Annotated in this window: 12 protein-coding genes and 1 pseudogene; 7 read left to right on the top strand and 6 right to left on the bottom strand. The window is 74.7% G+C overall.

The annotated features are described in order from the left end of the window. Nucleotides 1–113 precede the first annotated feature (113 nt). Entirely contained in the window at nt 114–347 is a 234-nt protein-coding gene (locus D476_RS0129500) for a DUF5957 family protein (protein WP_017627480.1), read from the bottom strand. 233 nt (nt 348–580) lie between these two features. Between D476_RS0129500 and D476_RS35055 the strand changes: the two are divergent. Together D476_RS35055 and D476_RS35050 are read left to right on the top strand one after the other, a co-directional pair. Then, nucleotides 581–5273: pseudogene (locus D476_RS35055) on the top strand (ATP-dependent helicase). A gap of 1720 nt (nt 5274–6993) precedes the next feature. Next, nucleotides 6994–7425, top strand: a complete 432-nt coding sequence (locus D476_RS35050) for a GNAT family N-acetyltransferase (RefSeq protein ID WP_017627478.1) — start codon at nt 6994–6996, stop codon at nt 7423–7425. Between the two features lie 31 nt (nt 7426–7456). On the opposite strand, the gene D476_RS0129485 is transcribed toward D476_RS35050, so the two are convergent. Next, nucleotides 7457–8686 carry an ROK family transcriptional regulator gene (locus D476_RS0129485; protein WP_017627477.1) on the bottom strand — a complete coding sequence of 410 codons (1230 nt, stop codon included), beginning with the start codon at nt 8684–8686 and terminating at the stop codon, nt 7457–7459. 258 nt (nt 8687–8944) lie between these two features. Between D476_RS0129485 and D476_RS0129480 the strand changes: the two genes are divergently transcribed. The 5 genes from D476_RS0129480 (at nt 8945) to D476_RS0129460 (ending at nt 14579) form a co-directional block, all read left to right on the top strand. Then, nucleotides 8945–10231, top strand: coding sequence for an extracellular solute-binding protein (locus D476_RS0129480; RefSeq protein ID WP_017627476.1), 1287 nt, complete (start codon nt 8945–8947; stop codon nt 10229–10231). A 122-nt stretch (nt 10232–10353) separates the two neighbouring features. Then, on the top strand, nt 10354–11352 hold the full coding sequence (locus tag D476_RS0129475; protein ID WP_017627475.1) for a carbohydrate ABC transporter permease: 999 nt from the start codon (nt 10354–10356) through the stop codon (nt 11350–11352). After that, the gene (locus D476_RS0129470; protein WP_017627474.1) at nt 11349–12278 is read left to right on the top strand and encodes a carbohydrate ABC transporter permease; all 930 of its coding nucleotides are present in this window, start codon (nt 11349–11351) and stop codon (nt 12276–12278) included. Before D476_RS0129475 ends, D476_RS0129470 begins: the two co-directional genes overlap by 4 nt. Before the next feature lie 118 nt (nt 12279–12396). Continuing rightward, nucleotides 12397–13866 carry a glycoside hydrolase family 3 N-terminal domain-containing protein gene (locus D476_RS0129465; RefSeq protein WP_026123968.1) on the top strand — a complete coding sequence of 490 codons (1470 nt, stop codon included), beginning with the start codon at nt 12397–12399 and terminating at the stop codon, nt 13864–13866. 260 nt (nt 13867–14126) lie between these two features. Further along, a complete protein-coding gene (locus tag D476_RS0129460; protein ID WP_026123967.1) occupies nt 14127–14579 on the top strand; it encodes an RrF2 family transcriptional regulator in 453 nt (150 codons plus the stop codon). Between the two features lie 73 nt (nt 14580–14652). Here the strand turns inward: D476_RS0129460 and D476_RS0129455 are convergent, their stop codons facing one another. The 4 genes from D476_RS0129455 to rimO all read right to left on the bottom strand — a co-directional run bounded on the left by D476_RS0129455 (nt 14653) and on the right by rimO (nt 17679). Next, on the bottom strand, nt 14653–15009 hold the full coding sequence (locus tag D476_RS0129455; protein ID WP_017627471.1) for a helix-turn-helix domain-containing protein: 357 nt from the start codon (nt 15007–15009) through the stop codon (nt 14653–14655). A gap of 158 nt (nt 15010–15167) precedes the next feature. Continuing rightward, on the bottom strand, nt 15168–15620 hold the full coding sequence (locus D476_RS35045; protein ID WP_017627470.1) for a CinA family protein: 453 nt from the start codon (nt 15618–15620) through the stop codon (nt 15168–15170). A 50-nt stretch (nt 15621–15670) separates the two neighbouring features. Continuing rightward, nucleotides 15671–16258, bottom strand: a complete 588-nt coding sequence (pgsA, locus tag D476_RS0129445) for a CDP-diacylglycerol--glycerol-3-phosphate 3-phosphatidyltransferase (protein ID WP_017627469.1) — start codon at nt 16256–16258, stop codon at nt 15671–15673. Beyond that, nucleotides 16255–17679 carry a 30S ribosomal protein S12 methylthiotransferase RimO gene (rimO, locus tag D476_RS0129440; protein WP_017627468.1) on the bottom strand — a complete coding sequence of 475 codons (1425 nt, stop codon included), beginning with the start codon at nt 17677–17679 and terminating at the stop codon, nt 16255–16257. Before rimO ends, pgsA begins: the two co-directional genes overlap by 4 nt. Between the last annotated feature and the right edge of the window lie 529 nt (nt 17680–18208).

The following is an 18208-nucleotide window of genomic DNA, read 5'->3' as shown; positions in this document are numbered from 1 at the left end:
CGCCAGCCGGGCCCGGTGGGAAGGTCAACATCGCCAGGTCATGAATGCAGCCTAAGCGTGCGCCCTGCGCCGGGCAAGGCGTAATCCGACCGCATCGGGCCCCGCCGCCGGTCTCACCCCTCGCCTTCCGCGTCCTCACGCCCCCTGCGCGCCACGATGATCGGCACGGCCACCAGGCCGACCAGCGCCAAGGCGTAGGGCAGCAGTCCGACGGCGACCATCCACGCCGCCGCGTCGTCCACCCCGAGCATCCCCATCGGGATGTGCACCAGCGCCGACAGGGCGAAGCCGACGACCCATCCTCCGAACAGGCCGAGCAGTGCGGTCCCGGCGATCCTCATCGTCATCGTCCGTTCTGTGCGGTTCCATGCCGCCCGCGAGTCGTGTTCTCCCGGGCGTCTGCGACCGTACGGAGCAGGTGCCGGGCACCGCGTCGGCCTGCGGGACCGAACCCGTGTACATCCCCGGATGCACGCGGCGGCCGCGAGGGGCGTCCCAAGGTCGGTCCCCCGCGGGAGGCGCCCGGGGACCCGCCGCCCGCCTCCGGAGAACCGTCGGGGCCGCGTTGCACACTTGGGGCATGGCACACCCGCACGACCCGGTCGAACGGTTCTCGCCCGCCACCCGCGCCTGGTTCCGGTCCGCCTTCCCCGACGGGGCCACCCCCGCCCAGGAGGGTGCCTGGACCCAGATCGAGAAGCGCGGCGACACCCTGCTGGTCGCCCCGACCGGGTCGGGCAAGACGCTCGCGGCGTTCCTCTGGTCGCTGGACCGGCTGGCCACCACTCCCCCGCCCGAGGAGCCCGCCAAGCGCTGCCGGGTGCTGTACGTGTCGCCGCTCAAGGCGCTCGCGGCCGACATCGAGCGCAACCTTCGCGCCCCCTTGTCGGGGATCCGGCGCGAGGCGGAGCGCTCCGGCGCCGAGGTGCCGGACATCCGGGTCGGCATGCGCACCGGGGACACCCCGCAGAGCGAGCGGCGCGGCCTGGCCGCCGTTCCCCCGGACATCCTCATCACCACGCCCGAGTCGCTGTTCCTGGTGCTGACCTCGCAGGCGCGCGCGGGACTGGCCGGGGTGGAGACGGTCATCGTGGACGAGGTGCACGCCGTGGCCGGGACCAAGCGCGGCGCGCACCTGGCCCTGTCCCTGGAGCGGCTGGACGCGCTGCTGGGGCGGCGGGCCCAGCGCATCGGGCTGTCGGCGACCGTGCGCCCGCACGAGACCGTGGCCGGATTCCTGGGCGGGGCGCGCCCCGCCGCCGTGGTCGCGCCGCCGTCGGCGCCCCGGCTGGACCTGAGCATCACCGTGCCGGTGGAGGACATGGCCGACCTGGCGGCCTCGGCCGCGCCGGGGCGTACGGGCGGCACCGCAGGCACCGGGGAGGCCGACGCCAAGGCCCGCACCTCCATCTGGCCGCACGTGGAGGAACGGGTGCTCGACCTGGTGGAGGAGCACCGCTCCTCCATCGTGTTCACCAACTCGCGCCGCGTCGCCGAGCGGCTGTGCGCCCGGCTGAACGAGCTGGCGACCGAGCGCGCGCAGGGCGGGCTGCCGCCGGATGCGGCCCCCGCCGAGGTACCCGGGCAGTCCGGTCAGGGCCGGGGCGCGGAGCGGGTGGTCGCGCGCGCCCACCACGGGTCGGTCTCCAAGGAGGAGCGCGCCGCCATCGAGGCCGACCTGAAGGAGGGGCGCCTGCCCTGCGTGGTGGCCACCTCCAGCCTGGAACTGGGCATCGACATGGGCGCGGTGGACCTGGTGGTGCAGGTGGAGTCGCCGCCGTCGGTGGCCGGGGGGCTGCAGCGGGTCGGGCGCGCGGGGCACCGCGTGGGCGAGGTGTCGCGCGGGGTGTTCTTCCCGAAGTACAGGGGCGACCTGCTGGCGTCGGCGGTGGTGGCCGAGCGGATGCGCGCCGGGGCCATCGAGGAGCTGGCCGTTCCCGCCAACCCGCTGGACGTCCTGGCCCAGCAGATCGTGGCGATGGCGTCGGTGGACGAGTGGCGGGTGGAGGACCTGGCGGCCGTGGTGCGGCGGGCCGCGCCGTTCGCCGCGCTGCCCGACTCGGCGCTGTCGGGGGTGCTGGACATGCTCTCCGGGCGCTACCCGTCCGATGAGTTCGCCGACCTGCGCCCGCGCCTGGTGTGGGACCGGGAGGAGGGCACGGTGTCCGGGCGCCCGGGGGCCCAGCGGCTGGCGGTCACCAGCGGCGGCACCATCCCCGACCGGGGCACCTACGCGGTGCACCTGGCGGGGGCGGCCGGTTCGGGGCCCACCCGGGTGGGCGAGCTGGACGAGGAGATGGTGCAGGAGTCGCGGGTCGGCGACGTGTTCGTGCTGGGCGCCACGGCCTGGCGGATCGAGTCGATCGACGCCGACCGGGTGCTGGTGGCGCCCGCCCCGGGCCGCCCGGGGCGGCTGCCGTTCTGGAAGGCCGACGCGGCGGGGCGCCCGCCGGAGCTGGGGCGGGCCATCGGCGCACTCGCCCGGGAGCTCGGGGAGGCCGGGCCCGAGGCGGCGCGGGAGCGCGCCCGCGGTCTGGGGCTGGACGCGTGGGCGGCCGACAACCTCGCCGCGTACCTGGAGGAGCAGCGGGAGGCGACCGGGGCGGTGCCCGACGACCGCACGGTGGTGGTCGAGCGGTTCCGGGACGAGCTGGGCGACTGGCGGGTGGTGGTGCACTCGCCGCTGGGCGCCCGGGTGCACGGGGCGTGGGCGCTGGCGCTGGGCGCGCGCATCCGCGAGCGCTACGGGCTGGACGCCCAGGTGGTGCACGGCGACGACGGGATCGTGCTGCGGCTGCCGGACGTGGACGACGCCGAGCGGCTGCGCATCGCCGACCTGCTGTACCTGCCGCCGGAGGAGGCCGAGGACGCGGTCGCGGCGGAGCTGGGCGGCTCGGCGCTGTTCGCGGCCCGGTTCCGGGAGTGCGCGGCGCGGTCCCTGCTGCTGCCGCGCCGCAGGCCGGGGCACCGGATGCCGCTGTGGCAGCAGCGGCAGCGCTCGGCCCAGCTGCTGTCGGTGGCCGGGCGGTACGGGTCGTTCCCGATCGTGCTGGAGGCGGTGCGCGAGTGCCTGCGGGACGTGTTCGACGTGCCGGGGCTGGCCGCGCTGATGGGCGACCTGCGGGCGCGGCGGGTGCGGGTGGTGGAGGTGGAGACGCCGCGCGCCTCCCCCTTCGCACAGTCGCTGCTGATCGGGTACACGGCGGCGTTCCTGTACGAGGGCGACGCGCCGCTGGCGGAGCTGCGCGCGCAGGCGCTCACCCTGGACTCGGCGCTGCTGGCCGAGCTGCTGGGCCAGGCCGACCTGCGGGAGCTGCTGGACGCCGGGGTGCTCGCCGACGTGGAGGCGGCGCTGCAGCGGCTCACCCCCGAGCGGCGGGTGGACGGGCGCGGGCCGGAGGGCGCCGCCGACCTGCTGCGCGAGCTGGGGCCGCTGACCGGGGCGGAGGCGGCCGAGCGCGGGGCACGGGCCGCGTGGCTGGAGGACTTGGAGCGGGCCCGGCGGGCGGTCCGGGTGCGGGTGGCCGGACAGGAGCGGTGGGCGGCCGTGGAGGACGCGGCCCGCCTGCGCGACGGCCTGGGAGCGGAGCTGCCCGACTGGCTGGAGCTGGGGGCCGACTCGCCCTTCCCCGACACCGCGGCCGCGTTCACCCGGCCGGTCGAGGACCCGCTCGGCGACCTGCTGTCCCGGTTCGCGCGGACGCACGGGCCGTTCACCGCCGAGGACGCGGCGCGCCGCTTCGGGCTGGGCCCGGCGGCGGTGCGCGAGGTGCTGCGGCGGCTGGCGGGCGAGGGCCGGGTGGTCGAGGGCGGGTTCCGGCCGGGCGGCGGCGGGAGCGAGTGGTGCGACACGGGCGTGCTGCGCCGCCTGCGCAAGGGGTCGGTGCTGCGGCTCCGCAAGGAGGCCGAGCCGGTGCCGNCAGCGCGCGCTGGGGCGGTTCCTTCCGGCGTGGCAGCACGTGTCGTCGCCGCTGCGGGGACCGGACGCGGTGTTCGAGGCGGTGGAGTCGCTGCGCGGATGCCCGGTTCCGGCGTCCGCCCTGGAGACCCTGGTGCTCCCGGCGCGCGTGCACGGGTACACGCCGCCGATGCTGGACGAGCTGACCCTCGCGGGCGAGGTGGTGTGGGCGGGCGTGGGCCCGATCGGCGGCAAGGACGGGTGGGTGTGCCTGGTCCCGGCCGAGGACGCGCCCGAGCTGCTGCCCGACCCGGCGGATGTGGAGGGGTCGCCGCTGCACGACGCCGTGGCGGAGGCACTGGACGGCGGCGGCGCCCTGTTCTTCCGGGACATCGCCGACCGGGCCCAGCGCGCGCTGGGGACGGCGGCGGTCTCCGACGCCGCCCTGGTGGCGGCGGTGTGGGACCTGGTGTGGGCGGGACGCTTGGGCAACGACACGTTGGGCCCGCTGCGCGCGCTCCTGGGCGCGGGCGGCACGGGCACCGGGGGCTCGGGCCCGGGTCGTACTGGCTCCGGGGGCTCGGCCGCCCACCGGAGGCGGACGCGGCGCCCGGTGATGCCCAGCAGGATGGGGCCGCCGACGGTGGCGGGGCGGTGGTGGCGGCTGCCGGAACGGGAGGCGGACGCGACCAGGCGGGGGCTGGCGGCGGCGACGGCGCTGCTGGACCGGTACGGGGTGGTCACACGCGGCCCGGTGGTGGCCGAGCAGGTGCGGCGGCGCACGGGAGAGCGCTCGGGCGGCGGGTTCAGCGCGGTGTACCCGGTACTGCGGGGCGTCGAAGAGGCGGGCAAGGCGCGGCGCGGCTACTTCGTGGAGGGCCTGGGCGCGGCCCAGTTCGCCCCGCCGGGGGCGGTGGACCGCCTGCGGTCGTTCGCCGGTGACGCCGGGGACTCCGCGCCGTCTCCCGAAGGCTCCGGGACTCCGCCCAGGGACGGATCCGGGCCCCCGCCCGGTGACGGATCCACACGTGTTCTGGCCGCCGCCGACCCGGCGAACCCGTACGGTGCGGCGCTTGCGTGGCCCGAGAGCGAGGGCGGCCGCCCGTCGAGGAAGGCGGGGGCCATGGTGGTCCTGGACGACGGGGCGCCGGCACTGTACCTGGAGCGCGGCGGGAGGACGGCGGTGACCTTCGGCTCCGGGGAGGCGGCCTTGGAGAGGGCGGCATCGGCGCTGGCAGAGGCGGTCCGCGAGGGCGGTCTGGCCTCCCTGACCGTGGAACGCGCGGATGGAGGCGAGGTGTTCGGGACCCCTTTGGAACCGGCCCTGAAGGGCGCAGGTTTCCACCCGACCCCGAAGGGGCTGCGGTTGAGGTAGGCGGTGGCGTGGCGGGTCGGTTCCCCGGCAATGCCTGCGGGGCGGCGCATTGCTCGCGGCCCGGGCGGGCGGCGGCTCGGCCGGTCCCCCACCCACGGGCCCCGGCCGGGCGACGGGCCGGTGGGGTGTGGGGTGGAGGGGCGGCGACGACGAAGGTCGGCGGCCCTTGCGGCAGCGCCGTCGACCGCCCGGCGTGTACGTGGTCGATGTGCTCGGCAACAACGGTGAGAGCGGGGCGCTTCCCCGACCCCGCCCGCCGTCCGGCGGGCCACTCGCAGTCCAGGTGATCGGCGGGCCCAGCTGGTACCCCACTCACCGACCCCGGCCGGGCACCGGGGCACCGGAGCGCAAGGAAGAGGCGGCGGCTCGGCAGGTACCCCACTTACGGGCCCCGGGCCGGGCGGAAGGTCGGCGGAGCGCGAGGAAGAAGGCAGCGACGACGGAGGTCAGCGGCCCTCGCGGCAGCGCTGTCGGCCGCAGCGCGTGTGCATGGTCACCGGGGCAGGCGGCGACGGAGAAAGGGGGCGCTTCCCCGGCCCTGCCTGCCGTCCGGCGGGGCCCCGGGCGGTCCGGGCAGGCGGCGTGGCGCCAGGGTTCGCGGTCTTCGACACCTGAGGCGTCCGCCGGGCCCGCACCACGACACCCGTTAGCACCGTGACCTGGGCGAACACTCCGCGTTAGGTGCAGGCGGGGCCGGGATGCGCGCCCTTCGACGCCCGTGGAGGCCCTCGGGCGACGAACACGACGATTCCAGAACAGGTTCTGGAAACGGAATGCCCGGTTCATGCCTGTTCGGGCGCTCCGGTCGACTACGGAAGCGGGAGTGAGGCCGTCCAGGCACCCCCCGCCGACCACCGAGACCCCCGCACTGGACCGGAATCGGCTACATAGGGTGACTCCGGGCCCGGTAAACGGCCCAAGTGTGCCGTTTGAGGGCCTCCGGGGGCCGGACCGGGCTCACGGGTCGCGATGAACGCACACCCGCACCGCCCGCCAGGCCGCCCGGGGCGCCGAACAGCGCGCTGGAGGGGTCCCGGCGGCCGGGAAACCGGGGCGAGGCGAACACCGGGCCGGTAACGGCGGATCCGGAACCTGCCTTCCGGCCCCGCAAGCGCCCCGGGGCCATCCTGCGTGGTGGAACCACCACCTGATCAGCGATTATGTGTCGATTCCACCACGCAGGATCGCCGGAGACCCCTCACACGCCCGGTATGTCCGCTTCCCGGGCGAGTCCAGAGACCGAACGCGCACCGGCCTCCGCCGAGATGCGCCCGGCGGCTGGCCGGACCCCCGCCCCGGCCAGTCGTCGCCGCCTTCTCCCCTCACATCCCGGCGGCCCGCCGCCCGGCAGGCGGGGCCGGGGACCGCCCCGCTCTCGCCGTCGCTGCCCTCTCCGCCGACCATCCGCACGCCCGCCACCCGACAGCGCTGCAGGTCGGGCCGCCGACCTTTGTCGTCGCCGCCCCTCCGCGCCCGTCGATGCCCCGGCGGCCCACGCCATCGGAAAACGGTGTGCGTCCGGCTCCCGCCCTGCGGGATCATGCCACGGCCCGTAGTGAACGCGCCCCGCAGCGACAGGAGCCGACCACCGTGTCCACCCCGCCCTCCCCCGCCGTCCGGGACATGAACGAGGCCGACGCCCCCCGGGTCGTCGAGGTCAGCCTTGCCGCCGACCGGATGTTCGCCGACGCCGGACTCGCGCTGCCCCCGGACGACCCCCGTGAACTCCTCGACCATGTGCTGGGGCCGGTGGGCGCCCGAACGGTTCGGGGCCGTGCTCGTCGCCGGGGCCTCCGGCGCCCGGGACGGAAACGGGGGCGGGGTCGCCGGTCTGGCCGCCCTCGTCGAGGTGGACGGCGCCGCCCACCTGGAGCAGATCGCCGTCCGCCCCGACCTCGGACGGCGCGGGATCGGCGGGGCCCTCCTCGAGGCGTCCTGCACCCGTGCCCGGGCCGCCGGGTTCGGCGCGCTCACCCTGACCACCTTCCGCGACCTGGAGTGGAACGCCCCCTGGTACGCGCGCCGGGGCTTCTCCGAGCTGCCCCGCGAGGCGTGGGGCCCCGAACTCGCCGCGCAATGGCGGACCGAGGAAGAGGCAGGGATCCTCGTCGCCCCGCGCATCGCGATGCGGCGCCTCCTGGACCGGCACTAGTCCCGCCGCCGCGATCGGGACCGGTGCGGCCTCACTCGGCGACGGCGGTGTACAGCTCCTCCCGGGCGTTCTCCAGGGCCAGCAGCAGCGCCCCGCGCAGGACGGGGTCCTCCACGCGGCCGACGCCGACCTCGGGGGCGTTCGGGCCGATCGCGGGGACCGACTCGGCGACGCGGCGGGCCAGCTCCTCGCCGCCCGCGCGGGCCACCTCCCCGCCCAGGACCACCAGCCCCGGGTCCAGCACCACGCACACCGACGCCACGCCCCGCGCGATGCGGTCGGCCAGCTCGTCCAGGAAGGCCGCGCCGGGCCCCTCCGGCTCCTCGGCCGCCGACGCGCGGGCCGCCGCGATCACCTCGGCGGCCCCGGCCCCCGATCCGCCGCCGGTGAGGCCGTGTTCGCCCGCCAGCGCCACGATCTCGCGGCCGCCGACCAGTGACTGGAACCCGTGGTCGATGCCGCCGTCCTGCAGGCGCAGCGACGCGAACCCGCCGGGCCGCCCCACCTCGCGCGGGAGCGGGGCGCCGGGCACCGGCAGGTACCCGATCTCGCCCGCGCCGCCCGAGCGGCCGCTGCGGATCCGCCCGTCCAGCATGATCGCCATGCCCACGCCGCCGGACAGCCACATCAGCGCGAAGTCCCGCTCGTCGCGGGCCGCCCCCTCGGCGTGCTCGGCCATCGCGGCCAGGTTGACGTCGTTCTCGATCAGCACCGGCCGCCCCAGCTCGGCGCCGAGCGCGTCGAACACCCCTTCCAGCCAGGCGTGCAGGTCGAAGGAGAACCGCACGGCCCCGGTGCGCGGATCGACCACGCCCGGCGTGCCGATGACGCAGGCGTTGAGCCGCTCGGGCGGCACGCCCGCGCTCTCCACGAGCTTGGCCACCAGGCCGCACACCGCCCCCACCGGGTCGGAGGCGGTGGAGGGGTCGACGCTGCCCTGCTCCACCACCGTGCCGGTGATGTCGGCGACGGCGGCGGTGGCCTCGGCGGCCCCCACCTCCAGCGCGACCGCGTAGGCGGCGGAGGGCACCGCCTCGTACAGCGCGGCGTTGGGGCCGCGGCCGCCGGCCTTGCTCCCCGCGACCCGCACCAGGCCGCGCTCCTCCAGGCGGGAGAGCAACTGCGAGGCGGTCACCTTGGACAGCCCCGTCTCCCGCCCGAGCTGGGTGCGCGTCACCGGCCCCGACGTCAGGAGGAGCTCCAGCGCGGCACGGTCGTTGAGCTGCCGCAGCAGCCGCGGGGTCCCCGGGCGTCGAGACATAACCGTGACACCCCCATCCCTATTAGTTAAGAAAGTTTCCTGTTAGTTTATCGCCAACGTGAACCAGGTCTCGTTCACGCCCCGTCCCCGGGACCTCCGCGGGCCGGGAGCCGGACGCGACCGAACGGCGTATCAGAGCTATACCAGCTTGCACTCAGGACGAAGCCCGCACAGCGTTCGTAGCCGACCCAGAGATGACCGGGGGCGTCTTCTTCGACGCACGTCGCGCGCGTGGCGACGCGTGAAGGGAGAGTACGAGTGAGATTCCCGAAGATCGCAGCCGTTCCGGCGGTTGTTCTCCTCGCGGCCGCCTGCGGTGGAGGGGGCGACGGCGGAGCCGACCCCTCCGAGGCGCCCGACAGCCTCACCGTGTGGGTCATGGGCACCGCCCAGGACCCCCTCGTCGAGTACTTCGACGGGATCGAGGAGCGCTACCAGGAGACCTACCCCGACACCGCCGTCGAGGTGGAGTTCGTCCCTTGGGAGGACGCGCAGGAGTCCATCACCAACGCGATGGCCGGGGGCGACGCCCCCGACGTCCTGGAGGTCGGCAACGACCAGACCTCCAACTGGGCCCAGCAGGGCGCGCTGCTCGCGCTGGACGACCACATCGCCGACTGGGAGACCACCGGCGACCTGGACCAGGGCGCCCTGGAGTACGGCCAGTACGACGGCGCCCAGTACGGCATCCCGTGGTTCGCCGGCGTGCGCACCCTGTACTACCGCTCCGACTGGCTCAGCGACATGAACATGGAGCCGCCCGCCACCTGGGACGAGCTCGTCGAGGTCGCCGAGGCCATCGAGGAGGAGCAGGGCGTTCCCGGATTCGCCGCACCCACCGACTTCACCAACGGCATCGCCAGCTTCATCTGGAGCAACGGCGGCCAGATCGCCACCCAGGAGGGCGGCGAGTGGCAGGGGCAGCTCACCAGCGACGAGGCCAAGGAGGCCGTCGAGTTCTACGCCGGGCTCACCTCCGAGCGGGAGATCTCCCCGCAGTCCTACGTCGGTGAGAACGAGCTGGTCCCGCTGGCCGACATGGCCAACGGCGAACTCGGCATGTACATCGACGGCAGCTGGGCCATGGGCCAGATGGAGGAGCAGGCCGAGGACCCGGCCCTGCTGGAGGAGATCTCCGCCGCCCCCATGCCCGGCGCCGACGGCATCGCCCCCGCCTTCGCCGGCGGATCGGCCCTGGGCGTGTTCTCCACCACCGAGTACCCCGAGCACGCCGTCGAGCTGCTCAAGGTGATGGGCGACAAGGAGGGCGGCAAGGGCTACGCCGACGCCGCCGGCTACTTCCCGGCCTACCCGGAGCTGCTGGACGACCCGGCCTACCAGGAGGACCCCGTCAAGGCCGCGGGCGCCCAGCAGATGGAGCACACCCAGTTCTTCCCGGCCACCCCGCGCTGGAACGCCGCCGACCAGGACCAGGCGATCCTGCCCTCGGCGGTGCTGGAGATCGTCCAGGGCGGTGACGTGGACGAGGTCATGGAGCAGGCCAACAGCGACCTGACCGAGACCCTCAACGAGGAAGTCGAGTAGCGCCCCGGCCCTCCCGGGCCCGCATGGGCCCTCCCACAGGNGCCACCCCTCACGGCCGCCCCGCCGACCCCCGCCCCACCGCCCCGGACCGCCACGCCACCGTCGAATCGAGAAGTCCCGCCATGGCTCAGACCGTGAAAACGGCGCCGCCCGACGACCGGGCGCCTGAGCCCGAGACCCGCTCCGGGTCCGGGCCCCGCCGCGGCCCGCGCCTCAGGATCGGCGCGCCCTACCTGCTCATCGCCCCGACCCTGGTCATCCTCGCCATCGTCCTGCTCTGGCCGATCGTGCAGATGGTCTGGTACTCGGTGCACGGGTTCACCACCCGCCACCTGCTGCCCAACGCCCCCGCCCCCGAGTTCAAGGGGCTGGAGTACTACGGGCGGCTGCTGTCGGACCCGGAGTTCTGGACGATCCTGCGCAACACGGTCGCGGTGACCGTCCTGATGGTCGGTATCACCATGGGGCTGGGCACCCTGGTGGGCCTCCTGCTGAACAAGCTGCCCAAATGGTTCTCCGCCGTCGTGGCGGTCGGCATGATGCTCGCCTGGGCCACCCCCGCCATCAGCGCCTCGCTGATCTTCCGCTGGCTGTTCATGCCCGACCGGGGCCTGGTCAACGTCGCCCTGGACGCGCTGCCCGACTGGCTGGTGGGCTCGGGCTGGCGGGAGTACAACTGGTTCCTCGAACCGGTGTCGCTGTTCAGCGTGCTCATCCTGGTGATCGTCTGGCAGTCGTTCCCGTTCATCGCGGTCTCGGTGCTGGCCGGGCTGAAGAGCATCCCCTCGGAGCTGTACGAGGCCGCCCGGGTGGACGGCGCCGGGCCCTGGCGCAGCTTCTGGAGCGTCACCTTCCCGATGCTGCGGCCGCTGTTCGCGCTGCTGCTGGTGCTGCAGATCATCTGGGACCTGCGGGTGTTCACCCAGCTCTACATCCTCGCCAACGGCTTCCAGAACAAGTCCGTCTACCTGCTCAGCTACTACATCTACCAGCAGGGCTTCAGCGCCAGCCCGCCCAACTACGGCATGGGCTCGGCGATCGCGGTGGTGATGACCGTCATGATCCTCATCGTCACCGCCTACTACCTGCGCATCATGATCCGCCAGGGGGAGACCCGATGACCGCCACCGCGACCCGCGCACCCAGCGCCCCCCGCACCCGCCGGGCGCCGCGCCGCCGCTCGCCCGCGGCCCGCCTGCGCAGCGCCGGGCTGTACCTGGCCGGGACGGCGGTACTGCTCTTCTCGGTCTTCCCCGTCTACTGGATGGTCGCCACCGCGCTGCGCTCCCAGGGCGAGATCTTCTCCCGCGACCAGTCGGTGTTCCCCCGCACCGTGACCCTGGAGCACTTCGACCGGGTGGTCAACGGGGAGCTGCTGCCCGGGGTGAGCTTCTGGACGTTCCTGGTGAACAGCCTGACCGTCACCCTGGGGTCGGTGGCCGTGGCGGCCCTGCTGTCGCTGCTGGCCGCGGTGGCCGTGGCGCGCTTCCGCTTCCGGCTGCGCACCGCCTTCATCATCCTGCTGATGGTGATCCAGATGGTGCCGATGGAGGCGATGATCATCTCCATCTTCATCAACTTCCGGCGCATCCAGGACGGCACCGGGGTGACCATGCTCGGCAACCTCACCGGCATCCTCATCGTCTACACCGCCGTCGCCCTGCCGATCACCATCATGATGCTGCGCGGGTTCGTCGCGGCCGTGCCCAAGGAGCTGGAGGAGGCCGCGGCCATCGACGGCGCCTCCAACATGGTGATCTTCTGGCGCATCCTGATGCCACTGGTGGCCCCGGGGCTGGTGGCGGCCAGCATCTTCGCCTTCATCACCGCCTGGAACGAGTTCATCGTCGCGCTGACGTTCCTCGGGCGCAGCACCGACGACTACACGCTCCCGCTCACCCTGTCCTACTACTTCGGGCGGACCGGGACCGAGTGGGGCGCCATCATGGCCGCCTCCACACTGCTGACCATCCCGGTGATGGTCTTCTTCCTCTTCGTGCAGCGGCGCATGGTCTCCGGCCTGACCATGGGCGCGGTCAAGGGCTGACCCCCCGCCGCGTCCGGCCGCGCCCGCGCGGCTCTGCCCCACGCGGGCGCCCTCCCCTGTCCGCACCCGCTCACTCTGCGCGCCCGCGTGCGGCGCACCCGCAACGAACGGAGCCCTCATGCCTGCGGATCCGACCTTGGACCGCCTCGCCAACGCCACCCTCCTGGTGCCCTTCGAGTCGACGGCCGCCCCCCGCTGGCTGCTCGACGGCCTGGCCGACGGGATCGCCGGGGTGTGCCTGTTCCACAACAACATCGACCTGTCGGACGGGCCGGAGGCGCTGAAAGGCCTCACCCGCGCCCTGGCCGAGGCGGGCGGGGACCCGCTGATCTCCCTGGACGAGGAGGGCGGCGACGTCACCCGCATCGGGCAGGCGGCCGGGAGCGGCTACCCGGGCAACGCCGCCCTGGGCGCCGTGGACGACACCGCGCTGACCGAGGCGGTGCACACCGCCCTCGGCGCCGAACTGCGCGGGCTGGGCCTGACCGTGGACCTGGCGCCGTCGGTGGACGTCAACACCGCCGCCGACAACCCGGTGATCGGCACCCGCTCGTTCGGCTCCGACGCCGCCCTGGTGGCCCGGCACGGCGCCGCCGCCGTGCGGGGCCTGCAGGCGGCCGGGGTGGCCGCCGCCGCCAAGCACTTCCCCGGCCACGGCGCCACCGAGCTGGACTCGCACCTGGACCTTCCGTCCGTGGACGCCCCCGCCGAGCTGCTGCGCGAGCGGGAGCTGCGGCCGTTCCGCGCGGCCGTCGAGGCGGGCGCGCTGGCCGTGCTCACCGCGCACATCACCCTGCCCGCCCTGGGGGTGGACGGCCCGGCCACGCTCAGCCGCCGGGCCCTGGTGGAGGTGCTCCGCGGCGAGCTCGGCTTCACCGGCATGGTCATCAGCGACGCCCTGGACATGGACGGGGTGCGCCGACCGATCGGCATGCCCGAGGCGGCGGTGCGCGCCCTGGAGGCCGGGTGCGACCTGCTGTGCCTGGGGCGGTACAGCTACGCCGACGAGGTGGCGGCGGTGCGCGCGGCCATCACCGAGGCGGTGCGCTCGGGGCGGATGCCCGCCGAACGGCTGGAGGAGGCCGCCGAGCGCACGGTGGCCGTGCGCCGGTGGACCGCGGCCCGGGGGGCTCCCCCGCAGATCCCCTCCGACCTGGGCCTGGATGGGGCGCGACGCGCCGTGCGGGTGGTGGGCGAGCCGCCCTCCCCCGCGGACCTGGCCGACCCGGTCGTGGTCGAGCTGGACGCCCCGCCCGGCATCGCCGTGGGCGAGGTGCCGTGGGGCCTGTCGCCGTGGTTCCCGCAGGCCGAGCGGATCACGGCCGAGGAGGACTCCCCCTCCCGGGTGCTGGCCCGGGCCTCGGGGCACCCCCTGGTGGCCGTGGTGCGCGACGCCCACCGCTACCCGGCCACCCGGGAGTTCGTGGCGGCGCTGTGCCGTGAGCGGCCGGACGCGGTGGTCGTGGAGATGGGGCTGCCGGTCTGGCGCCCCGAGTGCCGCACCCACATCCGCAGCCACGGCGCGGCCCGGGTCAACGGCCAGAGCGTCGCCGAGCTGCTGGGCGGGGTCCCGGCCCCGGTCCGCTGACCATCGGCGGGGGCCCGGCCGGGGCCCCTCGCCCGGTCCGCGGCTCGGCTAGGGTGGAATGCGGACCGGTTCCGGTGCGCGGGCCTGAGACGCCCCTCCGGCCGTCCCGCACCGCGCCCCGGGCCCCCACCGCGCCCGCGGTCGGCGCGGACCCGACGACGACCCCTGGAGGCGCCCCATGGCCCCGACCACGCCCGCGGCGGCGCCACACCGCCGCCCCTTTGAACCGGTCTCCCCGCGATTCACGGCATAATCGCAGCATGCGCCTTTCTGCCCGGGTCGACTACGCGTTGCGCGCCGCAGCCGAACTCTCCGCCGCCAGCGGCGGACCGGTGACGGCCGAACAGCTCGCGCGCTCCCAGGCCATACCCGGAAAATTCCTTGAGAACATCCTCACCCAGTTGCGCCGCGCCGGCCTGGTGCGCAGCCAGCGCGGCCCCGTCGGCGGGTACTGGCTGGCCCGCCCGGCGGCCGAGATCTCCCTGGCCGACATCATCCGCGCGGTGGACGGCCCCCTGGCCAACGTGCGCGGGGAGCGCCCCGAGGACGTCGACTACGACGGCGCGGCCCGCAGCCTGCAGATGGTGTGGATCGCGCTGCGCGCCAGCGAGCGGTCGATCCTGGAGAGCGTGAACCTGGAGCACCTGTCCACCGGCAAGCTCCCCGACAGCGTCCGCCGCCTGGCCGAGGACCCCGACGCCTGGATGAGCTGACCCGAACGCACACGACGGCGGCGCCCCCGACCCCTCGGGGGCGCCGCCGTCATCACGTCGGGGACGCGCGGGATCAGACGCCGACCATGTCCACGACGTCGGGGACCCGGTCGGGGACCTGCTCGATGTCGAGGCGGTCGTCGGGCACGGGCTCTGCCGGGACCGAACCGCCGAGCATCGCCGCCTCCTGCAGTTCGGCGAGCGCGAGCTGGTCGGCGACCTCCCGCAGCACCTGGGACAGGGGAACGCCGAGGGCCGTGCAGATCGAGGAGAGCAGCTCCGAGGAGGCCTCCTTCTGCCCGCGTTCGACCTCGGAGAGATAGCCGAGGGAGACCCGGGCCTCTGCCGACACCTCGCGGAGGGTGCGGCCCTGTCGCTGCCGAAGCCGCCGTAGCACGTCACCGAGCAGGTGACGAAGCAGGACCATCATTCGCGCTCCCTCCCAGCGGTAGCGACCATCATGAAAACACCGTACCTGTCCGCTGCCTGATCGTCGCACCTCGCGGCCAGCTTGTTCGCTGGAGGGGTAACACGATCTTGGTGTCGGTTTGTTCCCCGGCTGAAGCGTCTTGAACGGCCGGAGGCCGCCTATTGTGGCCGTTCCCGTTCGGCGGCGCCGGTCAGGGCGCGCAGTGCCAGCAGCGCGGTGGACCGCCGGACCGCATCCCGGCCGCCGTCCAGATCAAAGCGTTCGACCCTGGTCACGGCCCCGCGGACGGCCACGGCCGCGTACACCCGGCCCACCGGGCGGCCGTCCTGCGGCTCGGGTCCGGCGACCCCGGTGACGGCGAGACCGAATCCGGCCGCGAGGGCGGAGCGCACGCCCTCGGCCATCGCGGCGGCCACGTCGGGGTGCACCGCCCCCTCCCGTGCCAGCAGGTCTGCGGGCACCCCGAGGAGCCCGGCCTTGGCCCCGGTGGCGTAGGAGACCACCCCGCCCCGGTACACGGCCGAGGCACCGGGCACCGCCGTGACGCAGGCGCCGATGAGGCCGCCCGTCAGCGACTCCGCGATGGCGAGCGTCCCCCCGGCCCCGCCCACGGCGGCGAGCGCGGCCTCGGCGGCCGCGTACAGCTCTCCGTCGCCCGGGGTCAGTCCTGCTCCCCCGCGCGCGTCCTGCGGCGCAGCCGGAGGGCCTGGAAGACGTAGTCGCCGCCGGTCCACAGGGTGACCGCCAGGGCCGCGCCCATGATGATGTGCGCCACGATCTGCAGCGGGCCGGGCAGCGGGAACAGGTAGACGGCGATGGCGACGACCTGGAGCACCGTCTTGAGCTTGCCGCCCCGGCTGGCGGGGATGACCCCGTACCGGATGACGGCGAACCGCAGCAGGGTGATGCCGAACTCGCGCACCAGGATGGCGATGGTCACCCACCACCACAGGTCGCCCAGCAGGGACAGCACCACCAGGGCCGAGCCCGTGAGGGCCTTGTCGGCGATCGGGTCGGCGATCTTGCCGAAGTCGGTGACCAGGTTCCGGCGCCGGGCCAGCTCGCCGTCGACGCGGTCGGTGACGGCGGCCACCACGAACACCGCGAACGCGGCGTAGCGCCACCCGGTCTCCGGGAGGAACATGAACACCACGAACAGCGGGACCATCACCAGCCGCACCATGGTGAGCACGTTGGCGATGTTCCACACGGGCGGTGCGGGGGCGGGCACGGATTCCTGCGCGTTCATCGGGCGTCCGAACGGTCGGCGGCGTCGGCGACCAGGTCCACGCCCATGGCCTCGACGACGGTGGCGGGCACGATGTCGCCCGGGGCGAGCCCGGTGCCGTGCACCAGGGTGCTCCCGTCCACCTCGGGCGCCTGGTGGGCGGAGCGGCCCTCGTAGGTGCCGTCGCCCAGGTCGGTCTCGATGAGCACGTCCACGCGGGTGCCGACGCGCTCCTCGGAGCGCTGCGCCATGAGCTCCTCGGCCAGCCGGTTGAGGCGGTCGACGCGCTCGGCGACGACCTCCTCGGGCACCTTGCCGTCCAGGTCGGCGGCCTCGGTGCCGTCCTCGTCGGAGTAGCCGAAGACGCCGACGGCGTCCAGCCGCGCCTCCTGGAGGAAGGCGGTGAGCTCGGCGAAGTCCTCCTCGGTCTCGCCGGGGAACCCGACGATGAAGTTGGAGCGGGCCCCGGCCTCGGGGGCCTGGGCGCGGACGGCGCCCAGCAGCTCCAGGAACCGCTCCCGGTCGCCGAAGCGGCGCATCCGCCGCAGGAGCGGCCCGCTGGCGTGCTGGAAGGACAGGTCGAAGTAGGGGACCACGCCGGGCGTGCCGGTCAGCACGTCGACCAGGCCGGGCCGGACCTCGGCGGGCTGCAGGTAGCTGACCCGCACCCGCTCGATGCCCTCGACGCCCGCCAGGCGCGGCAGCAGCGACTCCAGGGCGCGCAGGTCCCCCAGGTCCTTGCCGTAGGAGGTGGAGTTCTCGCTGACCAGGAAGAGCTCCCGGACGCCCTGCCCGGCGAGCCATTCGGCCTCGCGCAGGACGTCGTCGGGGCGCCGCGAGATGTAGGCGCCGCGGAAGGCCGGGATGGCGCAGAAGGTGCAGCGCCGGTCGCAGCCGGAGGCGATCTTCAGGTTCGCGACCGGCCCCCCGGCCAGGCGCTTGCGGGGCACCCGGGGGCCCGACGCCGGGGCCACCCCTTCGGGCAGCGGCTCGAACCCGCCGTGGCCGGGCACCTGCACATCGGAGTCCTGCCGTTGCGCAGGGCTGATCGGCAGCAGTGTGCGCCGGTCGCGCGGGTCGTGCGGGACCAGCGGGCGCCCCTGCACGACGTCGTCCAGGCGGCCGGAGATCTCGCCGTAGTCGTCGAAGCTCAGCACCTGCGCCTCGGGCATGGCCTCGGCCAGGTCCTTGCCGTAGCGCTCGGCCATGCAGCCCGCGGCGACCACCTTGGCCCCGCCTTCGGCGGCACTCAGCAGGGCGTCGATGGAGTCCTGCTTCGCGGCCTCGATGAAGCCGCAGGTGTTCACCACGACGACGTCGGCCCCATCACCGTCGACGAGCTCCCAGCCCCCGTCGGCGAGGCGGCCGGCGATTTCTTCGGAGTCGACCTCGTTGCGCGCACAACCGAGGGTGACGAGAGAGACGGTACGTCGGGATGACATGGCTTCCAAGGTTCGAGGGATTCTCACGTGTCCGGGGTCGCCGGATCGCGACAGGTGTCCAACGCGGGCGGTTCGGTTGACTCCTGTCACATACAGCATAAGACCCTGACCGGTCGGCGAGGCCCGCCGGTCCCCCGACGGCCTGCCCGCACCCCCTCACCAACCGGCCGGTCACCCGGCCGCCTCCGCCCCCGCCCCACACCTGACCCCCGCGGCCCGGCCACGACCGGACCGCGGGCCCTGCACAGCCCGGGAACGCGGGCCCCTCACAGCCCGGGAAGGCGACGGCTCGGCAGGTACCCCGTTCGCCGGCCCCGGCCGTCGGCAGGCAGCCGGGGTGCAAGGGAGAGGGCGACGACAAGGAAAGGCCAGGCCCCCTTCCGGCAGCGCTGTCGGCCGCCCGGCGCGTGGATGGTCACCCTGATCAGCAACAACGGCACAGCAGGTGCCCCGCTCATGGGCCCCGGCCGGGCGGTTGGTCGGCGGGGTGTGAGGCAGAGGGCGGCGACGGGGTGAGCCGGGCGGTTCC

This window comes from Nocardiopsis chromatogenes YIM 90109, from assembly GCF_000341185.1.
Taxonomy (GTDB): domain Bacteria; phylum Actinomycetota; class Actinomycetes; order Streptosporangiales; family Streptosporangiaceae; genus Nocardiopsis_A; species Nocardiopsis_A chromatogenes.
This window is presented reverse-complemented; position numbering and strand designations above follow the sequence as displayed.

Excerpts from the sequence above, each read along its gene's own strand:
- D476_RS0129500 (WP_017627480.1), bottom strand. The coding sequence starts at position 347 with ATGACGATGAGGATCGCCGGGACCGCACTGCTCGGCCTGTTCGGAGGA.
- D476_RS0129485 (WP_017627477.1), bottom strand. The coding sequence starts at position 8,686 with ATGTCTCGACGCCCGGGGACCCCGCGGCTGCTGCGGCAGCTCAACGAC.
- D476_RS0129475 (WP_017627475.1), top strand. The coding sequence starts at position 10,354 with ATGGCTCAGACCGTGAAAACGGCGCCGCCCGACGACCGGGCGCCTGAG.
- D476_RS0129470 (WP_017627474.1), top strand. The coding sequence starts at position 11,349 with ATGACCGCCACCGCGACCCGCGCACCCAGCGCCCCCCGCACCCGCCGG.
- D476_RS0129465 (WP_026123968.1), top strand. The coding sequence starts at position 12,397 with ATGCCTGCGGATCCGACCTTGGACCGCCTCGCCAACGCCACCCTCCTG.
- D476_RS0129460 (WP_026123967.1), top strand. The coding sequence starts at position 14,127 with ATGCGCCTTTCTGCCCGGGTCGACTACGCGTTGCGCGCCGCAGCCGAA.
- D476_RS0129455 (WP_017627471.1), bottom strand. The coding sequence starts at position 15,009 with ATGATGGTCCTGCTTCGTCACCTGCTCGGTGACGTGCTACGGCGGCTT.
- pgsA (WP_017627469.1), bottom strand. The coding sequence starts at position 16,258 with ATGAACGCGCAGGAATCCGTGCCCGCCCCCGCACCGCCCGTGTGGAAC.
- rimO (WP_017627468.1), bottom strand. The coding sequence starts at position 17,679 with ATGTCATCCCGACGTACCGTCTCTCTCGTCACCCTCGGTTGTGCGCGC.